A 16193-nucleotide genomic window follows, 5' to 3' on the forward strand; every position below is an offset into this window, starting at 1 on the left:
GCTGGCGGTGAGCCAGGCCGCGGGATGGTCCTTTCAGGCGGGCGTCTGTCGAGTAGGCGACTGCGGGTTCGGCGGCGGCAGCGGGATTTGCCGTACCACCTATGGGCCCGTCCCGAAAGCTTGGCGATCTTTGCGCTTGCGGCATCGGGCCGCAGAAAATTGGCGGGATGGCGTGGCTTTTCGGCTCGGCCTTCGGGTGCGGGTTGGTGAATGCCTGGCCCGACCAGTGGAGCCGGGTCCCTCAGTTGGCCACACTCTCTGTCACCAAGCCGACGTCGCTCCCATCGCGCCCTTACGACCGGCCAGCATCAACCGGGTATCCGACCAAGGAGTGATCGTGACCATGCCGCAGTACCCCGGCAGCCCGCAGGACACCAGCCCGCAGCAGCAGTGGGTCAGCCCCCACGGGCCGCAGCACGACTACCCGGACGCCGGGACCACCACCGGCTGGGCCCCCGTGTCGGCGGGGAAGACGGGGAATCCGATCCTCCTTGCCGCGACCGTCGCCCTGGCCGTGTTCGTCGTCCTCGGCTTCGGCGGTTACGCCGTGTACGACCAGTTCATCCGCGAGGACTCGGGGGTGGCCGCGTGCAAGGCGATGGCCGCTGGGAAGAAGATGGACGGCAGCCCCAAGACCACGGGCGGTGACACCACCGTCGACAAGAAGATGACCGAGGCCGAGTACCGGAAGGCACGGGCGATCTTCGAGGACTCGCGGTACGAGAAGCTACGCGAGCACGGAACGGCGATCGTGGACGTGGCGTGGCAGATGCAGGGGCTGGACGACGACAGCGGGATGGCAGGACTGGCATTCATGGGTCCGCTGGGAACGCACCTGTCGGGGTTGCAGTCGGCCTGCGCCGACCAGGGAGTCATCGTCGACTTGAACGTGAAGTGACGGCGTGCGGAAACGGGCAGCTGCCGCTTCACGACCATCTCCAAAACCCTGCAGCAACGCCTGAACCGTCGACGGTAGAAGTGATCCGTCGCGCTGTCGCCCGACGGTCGCCGGGCGGCCAGCCGGGGCATGAGGCTACGCCGTAGCGGCCACCGGGAGTCCGTCAGGGAGTATCGAGGCCAGGGCACTGGCTCTAGCCTCGATGGTCTTCCGAGTTGAGCAGCGCGGATGTTACTCGTTCCAGCTCACGCCCCAGTACGCGGTAACCTTCCGTAGGTCCCCGCCGTACCGGCTCGCGCCTTCCCGCTTCCAGCCGCAGTCAACGAGGCGTACCGACACGGCCCGCTGCTGGGGGTAGCCGAACACGATTGCGTGCTCGACAGTCTGGCCGAGCAGGCACATCTCATCCTGCGGCTGATCGGTCGGCAGACCGTTCAGATACGCGGACAGGTCATCGACCCGCTGCGTGGCCTTCCTGCTGGCGTCTAGCCGTAGCGGGGTGTCGCTGTCGTACCGGTAGGTGCAGAGAAACGCCTCGGTAGCCCCCGTCGGTACGAGATCAGCTTTGCCTCCAGACGGCGAGGAGTTCGCATCCCAGGCATCAGGGCAGCGCGCCGGACCAGCCTCGGTGTTGTCGACGGACGCTGCCTGGACCTGCGCCCGTACCGGTTCCTCGCTACTCGGAAGCAGCACGAAGGCCGCGCCGAGGCCACCTGCGGTCAAGATTCCTATGCCTGCCATGGCGCGTCGCCAAGTGCGCGCAAGCCCTGCATTGCCGACCATCGGTGCCACCGACGACCACCCTTCACCGATAGCTACACCGCTGACATCATAGGTGATCCTGGTCTAAATCCGGGGAGCAGCAGACCGGGGCCGCCCTGTGCCCCGGTCTGCCAAGGGCAAGCTTCAGGAAGTCGACGAGTTGGTGTTGGGGTAGGCCCCATACACCCGGATGACGTCCGCCCAGTCCTGGAAGTACAAGGTCGTGCCACCGCCTCCGGACACGATGCCCTTCGCCCGCACGCCGGTACCGTCGAGCGTGAAGACGGGACCACCGCTGTCTCCGCCGCGTGCTGCGGTAGATCCGCTCGTCTGCGTGCTCTTGATCAGGCCGTAGATGGTGTAGTCGCAGTCACCGTCGGAGTCGGGCGTGTTGCAGCTGACTCGGATGTCGGTCGAACTCTGCTGCTTGATGCCGCAGACCGTGCCGCTCGTCATGCCGGACTGGCATACCAGCTCGTTGGCAGCCCAGTACCCCCAACTGCGGACCGCCTTGGTCGTTGACGTGGTGGCCGAGCCGTCGAAGATCAGGTACCAACCGGGTGCGTTGATCAACAGGAGGTCGGAGCGCCAGTCGTCGTCGTACACCGGGCCCATCTCGTCGAAGGCCGCGCCGTACTTGCCCTGGTACGCGTCGTCCGGCGGAGTAGCGCAGTGTCCAGCGCTAAGGACGTAGCTGCGTCCGCCGGAATGTACGCCGAAGCCGGTCGTGCAGTTCATTCGGTGGTCGAGCCCTCGCCAGGATTCCCAGCGACCGCCTCCGTTCCACGGTGAATTGTCATCGAGCCGGCTGGAGAGAAGGTCGAGCGGCTCGGTTGCGTCGGTCACCTGTACAGGTACGTCCACCTGGGCCTCCGCGAGGATCTGCTCGACGGATGCCTGGTCCGAGTTGTCGGACCGGATCATGCGGGCTGGTTCGCCACGAGTTGCCTCCGGGCCACGCGAGATCTTAAGACCGCTGCCGTCGGGGGCGTAGCTGATCGACTGGATGTCACTGCCGCTGTGCCGGTCGATGGCGGAGTGGATCTTGTTGCCCGCAGCATGCAGCTCTGCCTCGGAGTTGGCCGCAGCCTTGACCGTGACTGGACCGAAGGTTCGACCAGTGTCGAGTGCGGCCGACATGCCGGGCGTCAGCGCCCCTTTCCAGTACAGGGTCAGGCCGTCGCCCTCGTACGCCACGCCAGCGAATCCAGAATTCGGGTTCTGCATCTGGGCGTCCCAGATCGCGGTGAGCGCGGGTTGAAGTCCGTTCTGTCGCCGCATCTCCGCCAGAAGCGCGGGGTCGAGGTTGTCCGTGGACTGTGGATCGTCGCTGGTCGTACTGGGGTTGGTAGGCGCGGCGCTGGCCACCATGGGTCCGGCCAGCAGAGCCGGCACTACGACAAGGGCCGCGATTGCTGCCGCTAGCGGAGCCCGACGTGGCACGGACAGACGGAAGGAGCTGACAGTCGGCATTCTGGTCCTCTGAGCGTCGATAGTGTCAGCGCAGAGTATCGATCCGGTGACTGAGACGATGTCCCGCGTCTCATACTACCTTGATCATAATCTTCTATAGACGAAACGTAACGAATCGGGCGCTGCCTGGATCGGGCCGGCCAGGGACGTGAGGCTGCGCCGTAGCGGCCACCGGGAGTCCGTTTGGGAGCATCGAGGCCAGGGCGTTAGCTCTGGCCGCCAGGACGGCTGCGACAAGATCCTCTCCCGGCTACTGCCAGCCGGCACCAACTGGCGGTGTACGTACGCGACGATGACGGGCAGGTCCGCCACTGGCGCACCTACACCGGAAACGAAAAGGCGATCGCATGAAGGTGACCTGGACCTACGACCGGGGCAACCAGCGCGACAACCACGAGGTCGAACTCAGCGACCCCGCCGCCCTGGAGGCGCTCCTGCGCGAGATCCAACAGGCCGGCGAACCCGTCGTGCTGACCATCTTCAGCGACACCGCCGACGACCCCGACGACCTGCCACCCGGCATGCAGATCGGCCTCGGTCACCCCACCCACGCCTTCGCGGTACACATCGCCGACGACGGCAGCTACCTCACCGACCCCACCGCAGAAACCCCGGCCGCAGGGCTCCGATTCGACTTCGGCGGAGTACCCACGGAATACCCGGCCGAGCACCTGCAACATCGGCCGGAGACGGCTATCCAACTGGCTGTCGCCTTCCTCAGGACCGGCGGCGAACCACCCCGCCTGGCTGCCGCCGAGTGATCGCCCGCGCGTAATGGTCACTTTCTCACCTGGGGCAGTCCGCGATGGCGGAGGCACGTGGTGGCACGGTGTCTGTACCGGCACCGGAGAGAGGATCACCCGTTGACGCTGCTGCTGCGCGACTACCACGGCCATGCCTTCGAGCTGGCCGACGCCGAGGACGCGGGGCGTCGCTTCGATGAGCAGATCGAGACGATCATGCCGCACGGGGGCTGCGGACAGACCCTCACCGTCGGCACCCACGACCAGCCCGCCCTCCGCATCGACATCGATATCAATGCGGACCGGGCGGCGGTGCATTGGCTGCCTGACGGCAGCTACGCCGCCGAGATTCAACCCGACGTACCCATCACTGTGTATGAGTCGCCAGACACCGGCCTGGTGAGCGTTCCTGCTGTCCTGACGCGGATGACGCCAGCCGCAGTCCGGACTGCGGTCGTCGAGTACGTTGCTACCGGGCTGCGTCCAAGCGGTGTGCACTGGCTACACAAGGAGTAGCTACCTGCAAACCCCTAAATTGTGTGGTTTTTGACCTTCCTGCTTTTTATGCACGGAAGCACTCATTGCACCGTACGAGTTCATTCAGGCCACGCTCGAACACATCGAGGAGATCGTCGACATCCATGGACGGCATTCCATTCAGCTCAGCCGTATTGTCCGACGGATGGAGGAGCTTCCGCCTGATCTCGGGCAACGGTGAGGCGACGATCGCTCGACCCACCTTGGCTTCCTCCAAGCTGAAGTGGCCCTGCAGAACCACAATGCAAACCGCGAACATCCCGGTGATCAGAGCTGCCGTTACGGCGGCGATGGCTCCGATGCGTGCGGCATAGCGAGTAGCCCCGGCGGTTAGTCGTGCAGCCTCATAGGTGGCCACGCCAGGGCTGTCCATCGGATGACTCGCCGACGCATTATGCATGAATCTGCCCCGATGCTCCTCCACCACGCCACTATAGGGTGCCTGGATAGACCAGAAGCGTCGTGGATCGCCTCTCGCCCGTGCCGGGTTGTGGACCCGTTAGAGCCGAACTGATGCCGCATCATACTCCGCCGGCTAGCGGCAGCGGCCTGACCAGCAGGTCCATGGAGGGAAACCGGGCAGCGAGGACTTGGCCACCTGCCGCCATCCTGTCCGCCGGTAGATCCTTCGAGCCGTCGAAGTGGGGGGCGAGGTTCGCGTACCGCTCCGTACGATGAGCGACCAGCCAGCGCATCAGCCACGCCGGCATTTGCTAAGCCCTGCGCGACCTCAGCCAACTCCCGTTCACCGGCGCAGCTTCCAGACGTCCTCGAGATGGCTCGATACTCCATCCTGGACTGACTGCACCGGTTCGGCCTCAGCAAGTGAAGGTCAAGCGGTTCAAGGGCGCCGGTCATCGGGGAAGTTCCCTGGCACCCACTTCGGTCGCTGCGACCAATACTTCATCGTCGATGCATGAGGTCTGGATCGGTGGATTGTGCTGGCACGATCCACCGACCCGGCGGAACCGACAGCCGTGACGGCCGGACCGTCATGATTCGGACAGCGGGACGGCGGTCCGCGTTCGTAACCTGTTCGGATGCATCCGGACGACCCCACCCGACCGCAGCAGGCCGCACACTCGCACCGGCCTTACCTACAGGTCGGCACCGCCCCCCAGCATCCGCAGCTGGGAATGCCGCACCTGCAGTCCGTACTGCCGTTCACACCGATCAACATCCAGGGGCACCGCACCATCCCGTCGCTTGCTGGGGGGAAGGGGTACGTGCTGAGCGATACCGGTTTCGGCGACGACCCATGAGCTGCCAGTACATAGGTGGGTTGAAGACGGGCGGGGTGGCGAAGGGAGGAACGGCGTGGGTGTGGTGGAGACAGCGCTGCTGCGGACGGCAGGCGCGGTGGTGTCACCAGCGGTGCGGCGGTGGTTGGGACGCCGTCGTGACAAGCGCGAACGCGAGACGCCGCTGATCGAGCTGATCGGCGCGGGGATCGCCGACGACCTGGGCGTACGCCGGGCAGGCCGGCGGTTGGAGGACATCACCGACACCGTCTACGAACGACTCCAGTTGCTGGTCCGACGGGGTGAAAAGGCGCTACCGGACAACGATATTCTGGCCACTTTGGACGCGGTCACCGACACCTTGCGGGCCGCTGACCTGTCCGACGCTGCGGTGTTCGCCGACGATGTCGATCCTGCCCTGCTGGCTACCCGGCTTCGCCGGCAACTACCCGATGTGCCCGACCGGGCCGGGCTGAGCGAGGCTGCGGCCCATCTGTACGGGAGGCTCCTCGACGAGTGCTGCATCTGCCTGACCCAACTGGTCGTGCAGCTCGGTCCGTTCCAGGCACGTGCCACCGTCCAGGTTCTGGAACGCCTGACCGTAGTTGCCGATGGCCTCGCCGAAGTCCTGGCCCGGCTGCCGGTGACCAGCCTCGACGCCCCGACCGGCACGAGTCATGACCTCCAGTTTCGGAGCCGGTACCTGGCGCACCTGCTTGCCGTACTGGATTATCTGGAGCTGTTCGGTGTCGACGTGCACCGCTACCGCCTGCGAACCCCGCTGAGCATCGCTTACATCAGTCTCACGGTCACCGGCTCCAGCATTCGCGGCTCTCGTCGAGGAGGGTTCCGCTGGAGCCCCGGTCAGCTCCGCGCTGACGGGGGCGCGGAAAGCGCATCGGTCCGTGCTGAGCAGGCTCTCGGCGACGCTGCCCGGGTCTTGCTGCGCGGTGATGCCGGTTCCGGCAAGACCACCCTGATGCAGTGGATCGCGGTCACCGCTGCTCGGCATGGGTTCACCGGTGAACTCGATAGTTGGAACGGGCGGACTCCGTTCCTGATCCGGCTGCGCGATCATGTCACCCAGCCACTGCCGGCCCCGGAGCGCTTCCTCGACCTGATCGCCGCCGTCGTCGCCGGACTCATGCCCGCCGGGTGGGTCCATCGTCAACTCGATGCGGGAGCCATCCTGTGTATCGACGGTGTCGACGAGGTGCCCGAAGCCCAACGCCGAGCGGTCCGGGACTGGCTACGCGGTTTGCTCACCACCTATCCCGACCTGCGAGTCGTCGTCACTTCCCGGCCGGCCGCCGCATCCGCCCGCTGGCTCAACGACGAGGGGTTCACCTCGGTCTTCCTGGAACGTATGGGACCACCCGACGTCAAGGCCCTCATCCGGCACTGGCACGAGGCTGTCCGCAGGGCCGGGGACCTGCCTTGTCAACCACAACAGCTTCCCGGCTATGAGCGACGGTTGCTGGCCCAACTCGACGGCAGTGCTCACCTGCAGAACCTGGCTGGCAGTCCCCTGCTGTGCGCGATGCTGTGCGCACTCAACCTTGACCGCGACAGCAACCTGCCCCGCAACCGGATGGACATCTACCAGGCCGCCATCGACATGCTGCTACACCGCCGCGACTCCCAACGTGGAGTTGCCAGCGAACTGCCCGACCTCACCAGCCGCGACCAGGCCCAACTCTTGCAAGAAGTCGCCTGGTGGATGACCCAGAACAGCCGCATCGAACTAACCCGTGACGAAGCTGAACAGCGGTTTGCGTATCGGCTGGCGGGGATCCGGCACATCACGGCGCCGGCGACCGCAGTCCTCAACCACATGATCCAACGCAGCGGCGTCCTCTGCGAACCGGTCCCCGACCGCATCGACTTTGTCCACCGAACCTTTCAGGAGTATCTGGCCGCACGAGAGGCCGCAGACCAGGGGCATACCGGGGCCCTCCTTGAGCATGCCCACCTCGACACCTGGCGCGAGACCATCATCCTGGTCGCCGGCCACGCCAATGCACCCGTTCGCACCCAACTCTTGGCCGGTCTACTCACCCTTGCCGCCGAGCATCCGAAGAAGGCCCGAAGGCTGCGGCTGCTCGCCGCAGCGTGCTTGGAGACCGCCCCCGCGGTCGCGCCGGAGACCCTTGCGGAGATCCGGTCGTATATACGCGGGATGCTGCCTCGGTCCGTCGGCGAAGCTCGTTCTCTGGCTGCAGTCGGAGAACCGCTGCTCTCCGAGCTACCCGCCGACCTAAGCTCCCTGAGCGACGCTCAGGCTAGAGCTGTTATCCAGGCGGCTGCCCTAGTCAATGGACCCGGTGCGCTGGCTGTCCTCAATCGGTACTGCACTGACCCCCGTCCTCGCGTTCAGCAGCAACTAATCGATGTCTGGGAGTACTTCGACCCATGCGACTACGCCGAACAAGTTCTCGCCGACGCGTCTCTGGTAAACGGTGATGCAATGATCCGAAGTGCAACCCTGCTTCCAGCGCTTCATCGGCTTCGGCGCCTTACCAGGACTCGATTCTGGATCAACCAAAAAGCCGACCTTAGCCTGCTGGATGATGTGCCCCATCTGGCGGAGCTATATCTGCCCTCAGGGTTTACAGGAAGCTTCGACCACCTCGCGAGGCACGCCGAACTGGAGGTGATTCGGCTTGGCATGGGCGGCAAACAACTGGATCTGGACGTCTTCAAAAGTCTGCCCAACCTTACTCGACTTTACCTTGCCGACCTTGCAACCGGTCAAAAACTGACCATCCTGGCCGAACTCGGGCTGACCGACCTCTGCATACCCGGCATAATGGTCCCCGGCGAATTACTCGCAAATTGCCTGGCGTTGACAGACCTGTTTCTCTCGTCTCCAGCTTCTTGGGATTCGGACTTCCTTGCCACGCTGACCAAGCTGTCATCGTTGGCCCTAACGGGCTCTGTGGAGCCGGTTGGTGGTCTTCAGCGTCTCGTGGGCAGCCTCAACCAGTCGATTCTCGCTCGGCTGACCCTCTGGGATTGCCGATGGGTGTCGAGCCTTGAGCCGCTTATGCAATTCCCGCTACTTAACTATATTGACATTGAGGGGGCATCGGTGACCGACTTGACGCCGTTGTCTGTTCTGGCGCGGCTGCAGTCACTCTACATTGGCAATACTGAGCACGTCCTTGACCTCGCGCCGCTCAGCAAGTTGCCGCGCTTAAGAGATCTATGGGTAGGCGCTCCCGCGCCCGGGATGGACTTTACGCCACTGCATGGAAAATGTGTCACCGTGCATTTATCGAAAAAGATAAAACTGGACAGGGTGGCAATTCCTCCCGGGCTGCGGGTCAAGCGCTTCTGAAGGTCAGGAGTATTCTCGGCGAGCGGTAGCGAGCGTGTGGACCTCATTGAGGTAAGCGAAGGTTCAGTCTCGTGGGGAAGCTGTTCGCCTAGGAGGGCAGCCCCGGAGGGTTGATCAATTCGGCAGCCACCCATGCCGCAGTGTGGGCCCCGGTCTGGGGCGGCTCTGCCTGGGCTACGCATTGGTGAAGGGGACTGCTGCTCGATCCGACGCCTTGGTGACGCCTGCCGAGCAACCCATTAGCGCGCTTTAGGCCACGAAGGTCGCCGGTACTTGCTCAGCGTAATTCCCCGTGGCACGGGGAAGGGTAGGGCGCGGGGGCGTCCGTAGGGTGGGGGTGTGAGCGATGTGACTTATGCCCGCCTTGGTGCGGAGGCTGCTGGCGGGTTGATGGATGAGCTGTGTGAGGTCTACGCGGATGCGTACGGGCAGGTGCCTGGCGAGGATGCGACGGTCAAGGTCGACGCGTTCCGGGGGCGGGCCACGGGGGCGTTGGGTGCGCGGAACTACGAATTGGTGACCGCGCGGGTGGGGGATGGGCTGGTGGGGTTCGTCTTCGGGTACAGCCTGCGGCAGGACCGGGACTGGTTCGCGGGGCTTCAGCCGGCTCCGGAGGAGGGGTTCACCGACGAGCGGGGTGGCGAACGTACGGTGGTCCTGGCCGAGATCGAGGTACGCAAGGCGTGGCAGGGCCAGGGGATCGGGCGCGGCCTGCACGATGCGTTCCTGAGGGGACGGCGCGAGGAACGCGCCACGCTTTCGGCCAACCCTGCCGCGACCGCCACTCATGCGCTCTATGAGGGGTGGGGCTGGCAGCGGGTCGGTACCGTTCCCGGGCGGCCAGGCGCTTACTACCGGGAATACGTCAAGTTCGTGCGTCCTCTGCGTTAGATGGCTGGCTGTGCGCGGTAGGCGCTGATCGCCTGGTCAAGTTCTCGTACCGCTCGCGTTCGCTTCCACGGGTTCAGTCCGTTGCGTAGCTGCTGCACTCGTTGTTCGATGCGGAGTGTCCCGTTCACCGAGGTCAGCTCTAGAACATCGGCGATGGTTTGGCAGGCCAGGCCGATGTTCTTCTGACGTGCAAACGCTTCCGCCCGGTACAGCAACCGGAATGAGCGGTTGTGCAGGTTTCCTTGATCGCTTAGGTTGAGCGCTCGCTCGGTCGCGGCAAGCACCTCTTCAGATCCCTGGAACTTGAGTGCGTTCTGAGCGTTGGTGCTCCAGTAGAAGGACTCGTCGTAGAAGTACCACCAGGACTGGCTGGGGCTCTGGTCGGCTAGCGCTGCTTGCAGCGCGGCGTACTCGCGGTCGAGGGCTTGTTTGGATTGGTGGTTTTGGTTGTCGGCGGTGAGGGCGCGGACGGCTACGTCGGCGGCGTAGGCGCGGGCGTAGGGGCTGCCGGTTTGGTCGGCCCAGGCGGATGCGGCGGCGGCGTGGTCGATGCCGATGCGGGGTTTGCCTTGCCAGGTGGCGAGGTGGCTCATGGTGCAGAGGATGTAGGTGACGAGTTCGACTGCGCGGGCGTCGTGGGCGGCGGCGCGTGCGTCGTCGTAGAGGCGTTGGGCGGAGTGGTAGTCGCCGGTGTTGAAGCAGAGCCAGCCGGCGAGTTGGGTGAGTTCGGCGTAGGTGGCGATGGCGCGGTCGCGGTGTGGGCCGTTAGGGGCGGCTTTGGCCTGCTGTTCGGCGATGCGCCGGTAGGCCAGGGCGGTGGGCAGGGTGGCGGCAGCGCCGAGGACGTCGCCCTGCTTACGCAGGTTGGGGATCATGGCTTCGCAGTGCGCGAGGGTGGCCGGCTCGAACCGTGCGGGATCGGTGAGCGTGGGTGCGGCGGTGGCGCTGTCGGTGAAGCCTGCGAGGTCGGTCAGTGGTGCTGTTGCGGCGATGGCGAGTGCGGCGGTGAGTTTGCCGAGGAGATCGCGTCGGGTCTGGGGGTGGGGTACTCGTTGCATCCACATGGTGATGACCTGCGCCAACTCTGCGAAGTTGACCTCCTCGGGTCGGCGATACAGGCCGGCGGTTTCCGCTTGTGGCGGGGTGTCCGCGTCGGCGCCGGGGCGTCGACCGAGCAGGTCACGAAGCAGGATCTCTGCCTCGCTCGGCACCATGATTTCACCTTGCAGGCCGGGTTTCACCCCCTCGGGCGTGACGGGGGTCGATGCGGTGGCGGAGTCGAGGTGGCGGAAGCTCGGTAGGTCGGCCAGGAGGTCGGCGACGCTGCATTCGTAGAGTTCGGCGAGGCGGGCCAGGTTGTCCTGGGAGGGGGAGTAGCCGCCCTTGCCGGGCCAGATCTCCCAGTACGAGAAGCTCTTGAACGACTTGGGTTCGTTGGGCCAGCGCTGGTTCCATTCCTCGGCGGCCTTCGCCTGGCTCCATCCGCGAACGACGCGCAGCGCGACGCGGGGATTGAGGCGGAACCTGTCGCGGAAGACCTCGGCGGTCTCGACCCATGTTTTCCCCGCTGACCGGAGTTCGGCGGCGAGGCGCGTTTGTTGCTGCCGCAGGCTCTCGGGATTCCCGTCGGTCATGTGCGGCCCTTCCCCGTCAGCCGTGTCCATCGATGGTGCCGCCCCACCGTACGCAATTCGGGCCGTCTATGTAACTTCCCCGCGACACGGGGAATTGCGGGGAAGGAAACCTCCCAATGATCACAGGTGGCGGCGTCGGGGCCGCGTCAATGATCGTGGATGCCGTCGCCGGGTGACCGCGTTTCCGCGCCTTCCATGGATTGCGAAGGGGGTGGACCTGAGGTGCCCGGGACGGTGTTGTCCGATGTCGGTGTCGAGAGGGGTGGACGTGACGATCCACCGGAGGAAGTGGTTCATGTCCGCGCCTGATCTTGAGCAGTCGCTGACCCCTGCTATCGCTGATCATGAGCGGGCGGCGGCGTACTTCTGGTCGTTCATGGTGGATCGGAGTGTGCGGTTTCTGCCGGAGCGGCTTGCGCCGGTGTTCTTCTCGACGTTGGTGGAGGCGATCGCGCACGGTGCTGATCCTGCTGCTTATCGGGCTGGTCTGGTGGTGTTGGGCCGGTTGTACCGGCGGTTCGACCTGTATCCGTATCACGGGACGGTGATCGCGGCGGCCGTGGTCGACACGGTGCGGCGGTTCGCGGGGGAGTCGTGGGGGCCGGAGCTGGTCCGGGTGTGGGAGCAGGGTTGTTTCCGGGTGTTGCGTCTGGCCGAGCAGTGCGCCGAGATGCTGGGTGATGGCCCGCGGGTGACGTTCGGTGTGGTGGAGTCGGTGGTGTCGGCGTCCGGGTGCGTCGCGGTGGTGACGGTGCGTCCGGCGCGGCGGCTGCACTACCTGGCGGGTGACGCTGTGCCGGTGTGTTCGCCTCGGTTGCCGGGTCGGTGGCGGTGGTTGTCTCCGGCGAACGCGCCGCGTCCGGACGGGACGGTGGAGTTCCACGTCAGTGTCGTTCCTGGTGGTGTCGTCTCGCCCGTGCTGGTGAGGCAGGTGACGGCGGGGGATCTGCTGTGGTTGGGGCCGCCGTGTGAGGTGGGCTTGTCGTTGGCGGCGGCCGGTGACGCCGATCTGTTGCTCGTTGCTGCGGGTACGGGGCTTGCGCCGTTGCGGGCGTTGGTGGAGCAGGTTGCGGCCTCGCCGGGCGGGCGGCGGGTGACGTTGGTGGTGGGTGTTCGCAGGTTGGGGGGTCTGTATGACGCGGCGGCGTTGGACGAGTTGCAGCGGGAGCATGGTGAGTGGTTGACGGTGGTGGTGGTGCTCTCGGGCGACGGTGGTGTCGATCCGGTTGCTCGGGGGAGCTTGCTGGGGTCGGTGCTGCACCACTACGAGGCGGGGCAGGCGGTGTTGGTGTGTGGTCCGCCGGAGTTCGTTCGGGAAGCGCGGACGTGGCTGCCGATCGGCGGTGTCGAGCCTGACGACCTGCATGCGGCGGTGACGTTCCAGCGGGGGTTCGACGTGGATGCGTGGGCGTCGCGACAACGTCACACCGACACCGCGGTCGCCGAGACGTCCGAGGACAGCGGCGCTGACGGTGGGTCGGGGGTGGCGTCGTGACGCGCACGGAGGTGGTACGTCGCGCCTCGGCTGCGGACCTCGACGCGCTGTCGGTGCTCGTCGCGGAGGCGTTGTCGGTCGGCGCGGTGGGCGGCTGGCTGGTGCCGGATGCCGCCGACCGTCCGCTGGTGCTGCGCGGGTATGCGCGGCTGCTGATGTCATGGGGGCTGGAGCACGGGCAGGTCGACACGACCGGGGACCGGTCGGCGGTGGCGGTGTGGCTGCGACGGCCGGAGGTGCCCGTGCCGGCGGCAGCGTGGATGTACGACCTGCACCAGGCCCTCGGCCCGCACGCGTCCCGGCTCGCACTCTGGCACGCCTACCTCGACGCTGTGGTCCCGCACGTCCCCCACGCGTACCTGGCGCACCTCGCCGCGCGTCCCGGGCGCGACGACACCGTGCGGGCGTTGCTGGCCGCCCGCCACCGGGTTTTCGACGCCGAGGGTCTTCCGGCGTATGCGGAGGTGTCGGGTGGTCGTCCGAGGGAGAGCCTGCTGGCCGCGCTGGGGTACGAGCCGAGGTCACCGATCCTGCTGGAGCCGGACGGCCCCGCGCTGTGGCGGATGTGGCGGCCCGGCCCCGGCAGCGGCCGGTCGTGTGGCGGGCTTCCTCCACGGGCCCGGTTGCGGCGTGGGGTGACCCCGTTGCGTGGCCGGCTCGTCCCGGCACCGCCGCGTTCTCCCTGACCGTTCTTTCTGACCGCGCCCGGTTGGGCGTCACCCCTGATCAGTAGCTGGCGGAGGCCGTGTGGCCCGCCAGTCACCCCCGTGCACCCACTTTCCGAAGAAAGGGCTTGTCTCATGTTGACGGTTGTCGAGCGTCCGTTGGTTATGGTTCCGCCGCGTAGGCGTGCGGCGGGGTGGTGGTTGCCGCCCTGGCTGACTCCCACCCGCACCCGCCCCACCGCCCCCGCCAGTGCGGACGACGCGGGCACCGAACCGCAGGTGCACCTGTGGGGGTACGCGCTCCGCCGGGAGTGGCCGGACGGCACGCACGACCTGTTCGGGTTCACCCCGCGTGCGGATGTGGCGTTGCGGCGGCTCGACCGCGACCGCAGCTACTGGCGCACCGGCCCGGTACGCCCCACCGCGGTGTATCTGGTGCCGGTGCACGCCGCCGACGTCACCACCCATCCGGTACGGGACTGCCGCAGGCCGTCGTGCCCGGACGCCCCGCAGCGGGGGCAGCGATGAGCATCCACGAGCAGGTGGCTCTCGCCCGCCGGACGATGACCCCGACCGGCCTGTCGATCTTCGGTGCTGCGGCGTCCGCGCCGATGGTGGTCCTCGCCGGTGGTCTGGTCACCACCTACGCCACGACCCGGGTGACCCCCCTACCCCTGACCTTCCTCCTGGTCACCGCAGTGGTGGCGTTGCTGATGGTCGGCTACACCGCGCTGGCCCGGCAGGTCGGTCACCCGGCGGCCTACTACGGCATCCTCGCCCACGGTGTCAGCCGTGGTTGGGGTGTCGCCGCCGGCCTGGTCGCCCTGGTCGCGTACACGGCGATCCAGACCAGCCTGTACGGCCTGTTCGGGGCGACCCTCGCCGCCCAGCTCGGCGGCACCTGGTGGGTGTGGGCCGGAATCGCCTGGGCCGTCGTCGGCGCGCTCGGAGTACGGGCGATCGCCCTGTCGACCTGGGTCCTCGGCGGGGTCCTCACGGTGTCGCTGCTGATCGTCGGTCTGTTCGTCGCCGCCGGCCTCGGCGCGCCCGCCGACGGTGCCGTGTCGTGGGAGGGGTTCGACGCCTCCGGCCTGGCGGTCGGGGGGATCGGTGGGGCGGTGGCATTGTGCGTAGCCGCATTCATGGGCGTCGACGCCCCCGGCTCGTTCGTCGAGGAAGCCGTCGACCGCCGGTCGATCGGCCGCGCCACCATCACCGCCGTTCTCGTCCTGGGTGGCGTGTATGCCGCCGCCGCGTGGGCGATGGGCGTCGCCGTCGGCCCTGACACCGTCGCCTCCCGCGCCGCCGACCCGTCCTCCGGCCTACCGTTCACGATCCTCGAACCCGCAGGCCATGCGTGGGTGGGTGTTGCCGGGGTGGTGCTGGTGTTCGCGATCGTCACGTCGATGTTGGCGTTCCACAACGTCATCGCCCGGTACGTGTTCGCCATGGCCCGTGAGGGTGTCCTGCCCACCGGTCTCGCCCGCACCGACAGCACGACCCGCGTCAGCGCCCCACGCGGCGGATCCCTCGCCCAGACGTCGGTGGCGGCCCTGGTCGTGGGGGCGTTCGCGGTCGCCGGGGTCGACCCGGTCGCGGTCATGTTCACCTGGCTGTCCACCCTCGGCGCACTCGGCCTGCTCTGCCTCCTCCTCGCCGCCTCGATCGCCGCGCTGACCGCCCCACCCGCCGTACGAGGTCAACGGGCCGGAATCTGGCAGTGGAAGGTCGCGCCAGCATTGGGGGTGCTCGGCGGGTCAGTAGTCCTGGTGGCGATGGTCGGCAACGTCGGCTCGCTACTCGGAGCCGCACCAGGGTCGCCGTATCCGCTGCTGCTCCCGGCGATCCTCGCCGCCACCGCCACCGCAGGCGGCATGTGGGCCGCGCACCTGCGCCGCACTCGACCTGATGTCTACGCGGGCATCGGTCATGGCACCCCGAAGACGCATGCCGTGCCCGACGCCCTGCACATCTCCATCTGAATCCCGAGGAACACCCCGATCATGAAGACCTACACCGCCCAGACGCCAGCGGCACCGGGCTACCGCAGCAGCAGTGATCCGCTGGACCCGGCCTGGCGACCCGAACCACGGCCGACGCCACCACCGGGCCCCCGCCGGTCAGCAGACCACCAACCCCCACCGGCACCCCGCCTGATCCAACCGGCCCCGCCGGACTACCGGATGCCCGACGAGCGACCGTACCGCCGCGACGTCCCCGTCCACGCGGCCCCACCCGAGCACACCCCGTCACCCTCCCCGCAGCCGGGGGAACCCGACGGTGGGGTGTCGGTCGAGGCCCGCTGGTGGGCCGACCTGCGGCAGCAGATCGTCTACCGGGCGAAACGCCTGAACACCGGACACATGATCGAAGCCGACCAACGCTACGGACACCGCGACGCGCTCAGCCCACACGGGGTGATGCTGTTCTTCGTCTCCGACGCCCCCGCCCAACCCCACGGCTACCAGCTGCACACCGCCTACCGGCTGTGGCTGGCCTCCCCGGAATCCCAGC

At 66.9% G+C, this 16193-nt stretch carries 14 protein-coding genes and 1 pseudogene; 11 read left to right on the top strand and 4 right to left on the bottom strand.

All coding sequences use genetic code 11. The features are described 5' to 3' along the window. Positions 1–337: 337 nt before the first annotated feature. Positions 338–898 carry a hypothetical protein gene (locus tag JQX11_RS18605; protein WP_204926213.1) on the top strand — a complete coding sequence of 187 codons (561 nt, stop codon included), beginning with the start codon at positions 338–340 and terminating at the stop codon, positions 896–898. 231 nt (positions 899–1129) lie between these two features. On the opposite strand, the gene JQX11_RS18610 is transcribed toward JQX11_RS18605, so the two are convergent. Then, positions 1130–1690: a hypothetical protein gene (locus tag JQX11_RS18610; RefSeq protein ID WP_204926214.1), complete on the bottom strand. Its 561-nt coding sequence runs from the start codon at positions 1688–1690 to the stop codon at positions 1130–1132. Between the two features lie 114 nt (positions 1691–1804). Continuing rightward, positions 1805–3055 (bottom strand): chymotrypsin family serine protease, encoded by a 1251-nt coding sequence (locus JQX11_RS18615; RefSeq protein ID WP_307826237.1) that lies wholly within the window; start codon positions 3053–3055, stop codon positions 1805–1807. Positions 3056–3480: 425 nt separating this feature from the next. Here JQX11_RS18615 and JQX11_RS18620 point away from each other — a divergent pair, with 425 nt between their 5' ends. Both JQX11_RS18620 and JQX11_RS18625 read left to right on the top strand, forming a co-directional pair. Beyond that, positions 3481–3894, top strand: a complete 414-nt coding sequence (locus JQX11_RS18620; RefSeq protein ID WP_204926216.1) for an Imm1 family immunity protein — start codon at positions 3481–3483, stop codon at positions 3892–3894. A gap of 102 nt (positions 3895–3996) precedes the next feature. Further along, a complete protein-coding gene (locus JQX11_RS18625) occupies positions 3997–4392 on the top strand; it encodes an Imm1 family immunity protein (RefSeq protein ID WP_204926217.1) in 396 nt (131 codons plus the stop codon). A gap of 46 nt (positions 4393–4438) precedes the next feature. Here JQX11_RS18625 and JQX11_RS18630 read toward each other — a convergent pair whose 3' ends face one another. After that, on the bottom strand, positions 4439–4837 hold the full coding sequence (locus JQX11_RS18630) for a hypothetical protein (protein WP_204926218.1): 399 nt from the start codon (positions 4835–4837) through the stop codon (positions 4439–4441). A gap of 616 nt (positions 4838–5453) precedes the next feature. Between JQX11_RS18630 and JQX11_RS18635 the strand changes: the two genes are divergently transcribed. The 3 genes from JQX11_RS18635 (at position 5454) to JQX11_RS18645 (ending at position 9885) form a co-directional block, all read left to right on the top strand. Then, positions 5454–5675 (top strand): hypothetical protein, encoded by a 222-nt coding sequence (locus JQX11_RS18635; RefSeq protein WP_204926219.1) that lies wholly within the window; start codon positions 5454–5456, stop codon positions 5673–5675. A 55-nt stretch (positions 5676–5730) separates the two neighbouring features. After that, positions 5731–8994, top strand: a complete 3264-nt coding sequence (locus JQX11_RS18640) for an NACHT domain-containing protein (RefSeq protein WP_204926220.1) — start codon at positions 5731–5733, stop codon at positions 8992–8994. Between the two features lie 339 nt (positions 8995–9333). Further along, positions 9334–9885 (top strand): GNAT family N-acetyltransferase, encoded by a 552-nt coding sequence (locus JQX11_RS18645; RefSeq protein ID WP_307826238.1) that lies wholly within the window; start codon positions 9334–9336, stop codon positions 9883–9885. On the opposite strand, the gene JQX11_RS18650 is transcribed toward JQX11_RS18645, so the two are convergent. Beyond that, positions 9882–11519, bottom strand: coding sequence for a helix-turn-helix domain-containing protein (locus JQX11_RS18650; protein WP_204926221.1), 1638 nt, complete (start codon positions 11517–11519; stop codon positions 9882–9884). The two genes, JQX11_RS18645 and JQX11_RS18650, sit on opposite strands and share 4 nt — an antisense overlap. Before the next feature lie 244 nt (positions 11520–11763). Between JQX11_RS18650 and JQX11_RS18655 the strand changes: the two genes are divergently transcribed. From JQX11_RS18655 to JQX11_RS32595, 5 genes and pseudogenes are all read left to right on the top strand, one after another. Beyond that, a complete protein-coding gene (locus tag JQX11_RS18655) occupies positions 11764–13014 on the top strand; it encodes an FAD-binding oxidoreductase (RefSeq protein WP_232378091.1) in 1251 nt (416 codons plus the stop codon). After that, on the top strand, positions 13011–13700 hold the full coding sequence (locus JQX11_RS18660; protein ID WP_307826239.1) for an N-acetyltransferase: 690 nt from the start codon (positions 13011–13013) through the stop codon (positions 13698–13700). Before JQX11_RS18655 ends, JQX11_RS18660 begins: the two co-directional genes overlap by 4 nt. A 180-nt stretch (positions 13701–13880) precedes the next feature. After that, positions 13881–14207, top strand: a complete 327-nt coding sequence (locus JQX11_RS18665) for a hypothetical protein (protein ID WP_204926222.1) — start codon at positions 13881–13883, stop codon at positions 14205–14207. Then, positions 14204–15661 (top strand): APC family permease, encoded by a 1458-nt coding sequence (locus JQX11_RS18670; protein WP_204926223.1) that lies wholly within the window; start codon positions 14204–14206, stop codon positions 15659–15661. The genes JQX11_RS18665 and JQX11_RS18670 overlap by 4 nt, the downstream gene beginning before the upstream one ends. Before the next feature lie 21 nt (positions 15662–15682). Then, positions 15683–16193 (top strand): annotated as a pseudogene (locus JQX11_RS32595) (hypothetical protein); the annotation flags it as partial.

This window comes from Micromonospora humida, assembly GCF_016901255.1.
Taxonomy (GTDB): domain Bacteria; phylum Actinomycetota; class Actinomycetes; order Mycobacteriales; family Micromonosporaceae; genus Micromonospora; species Micromonospora wenchangensis.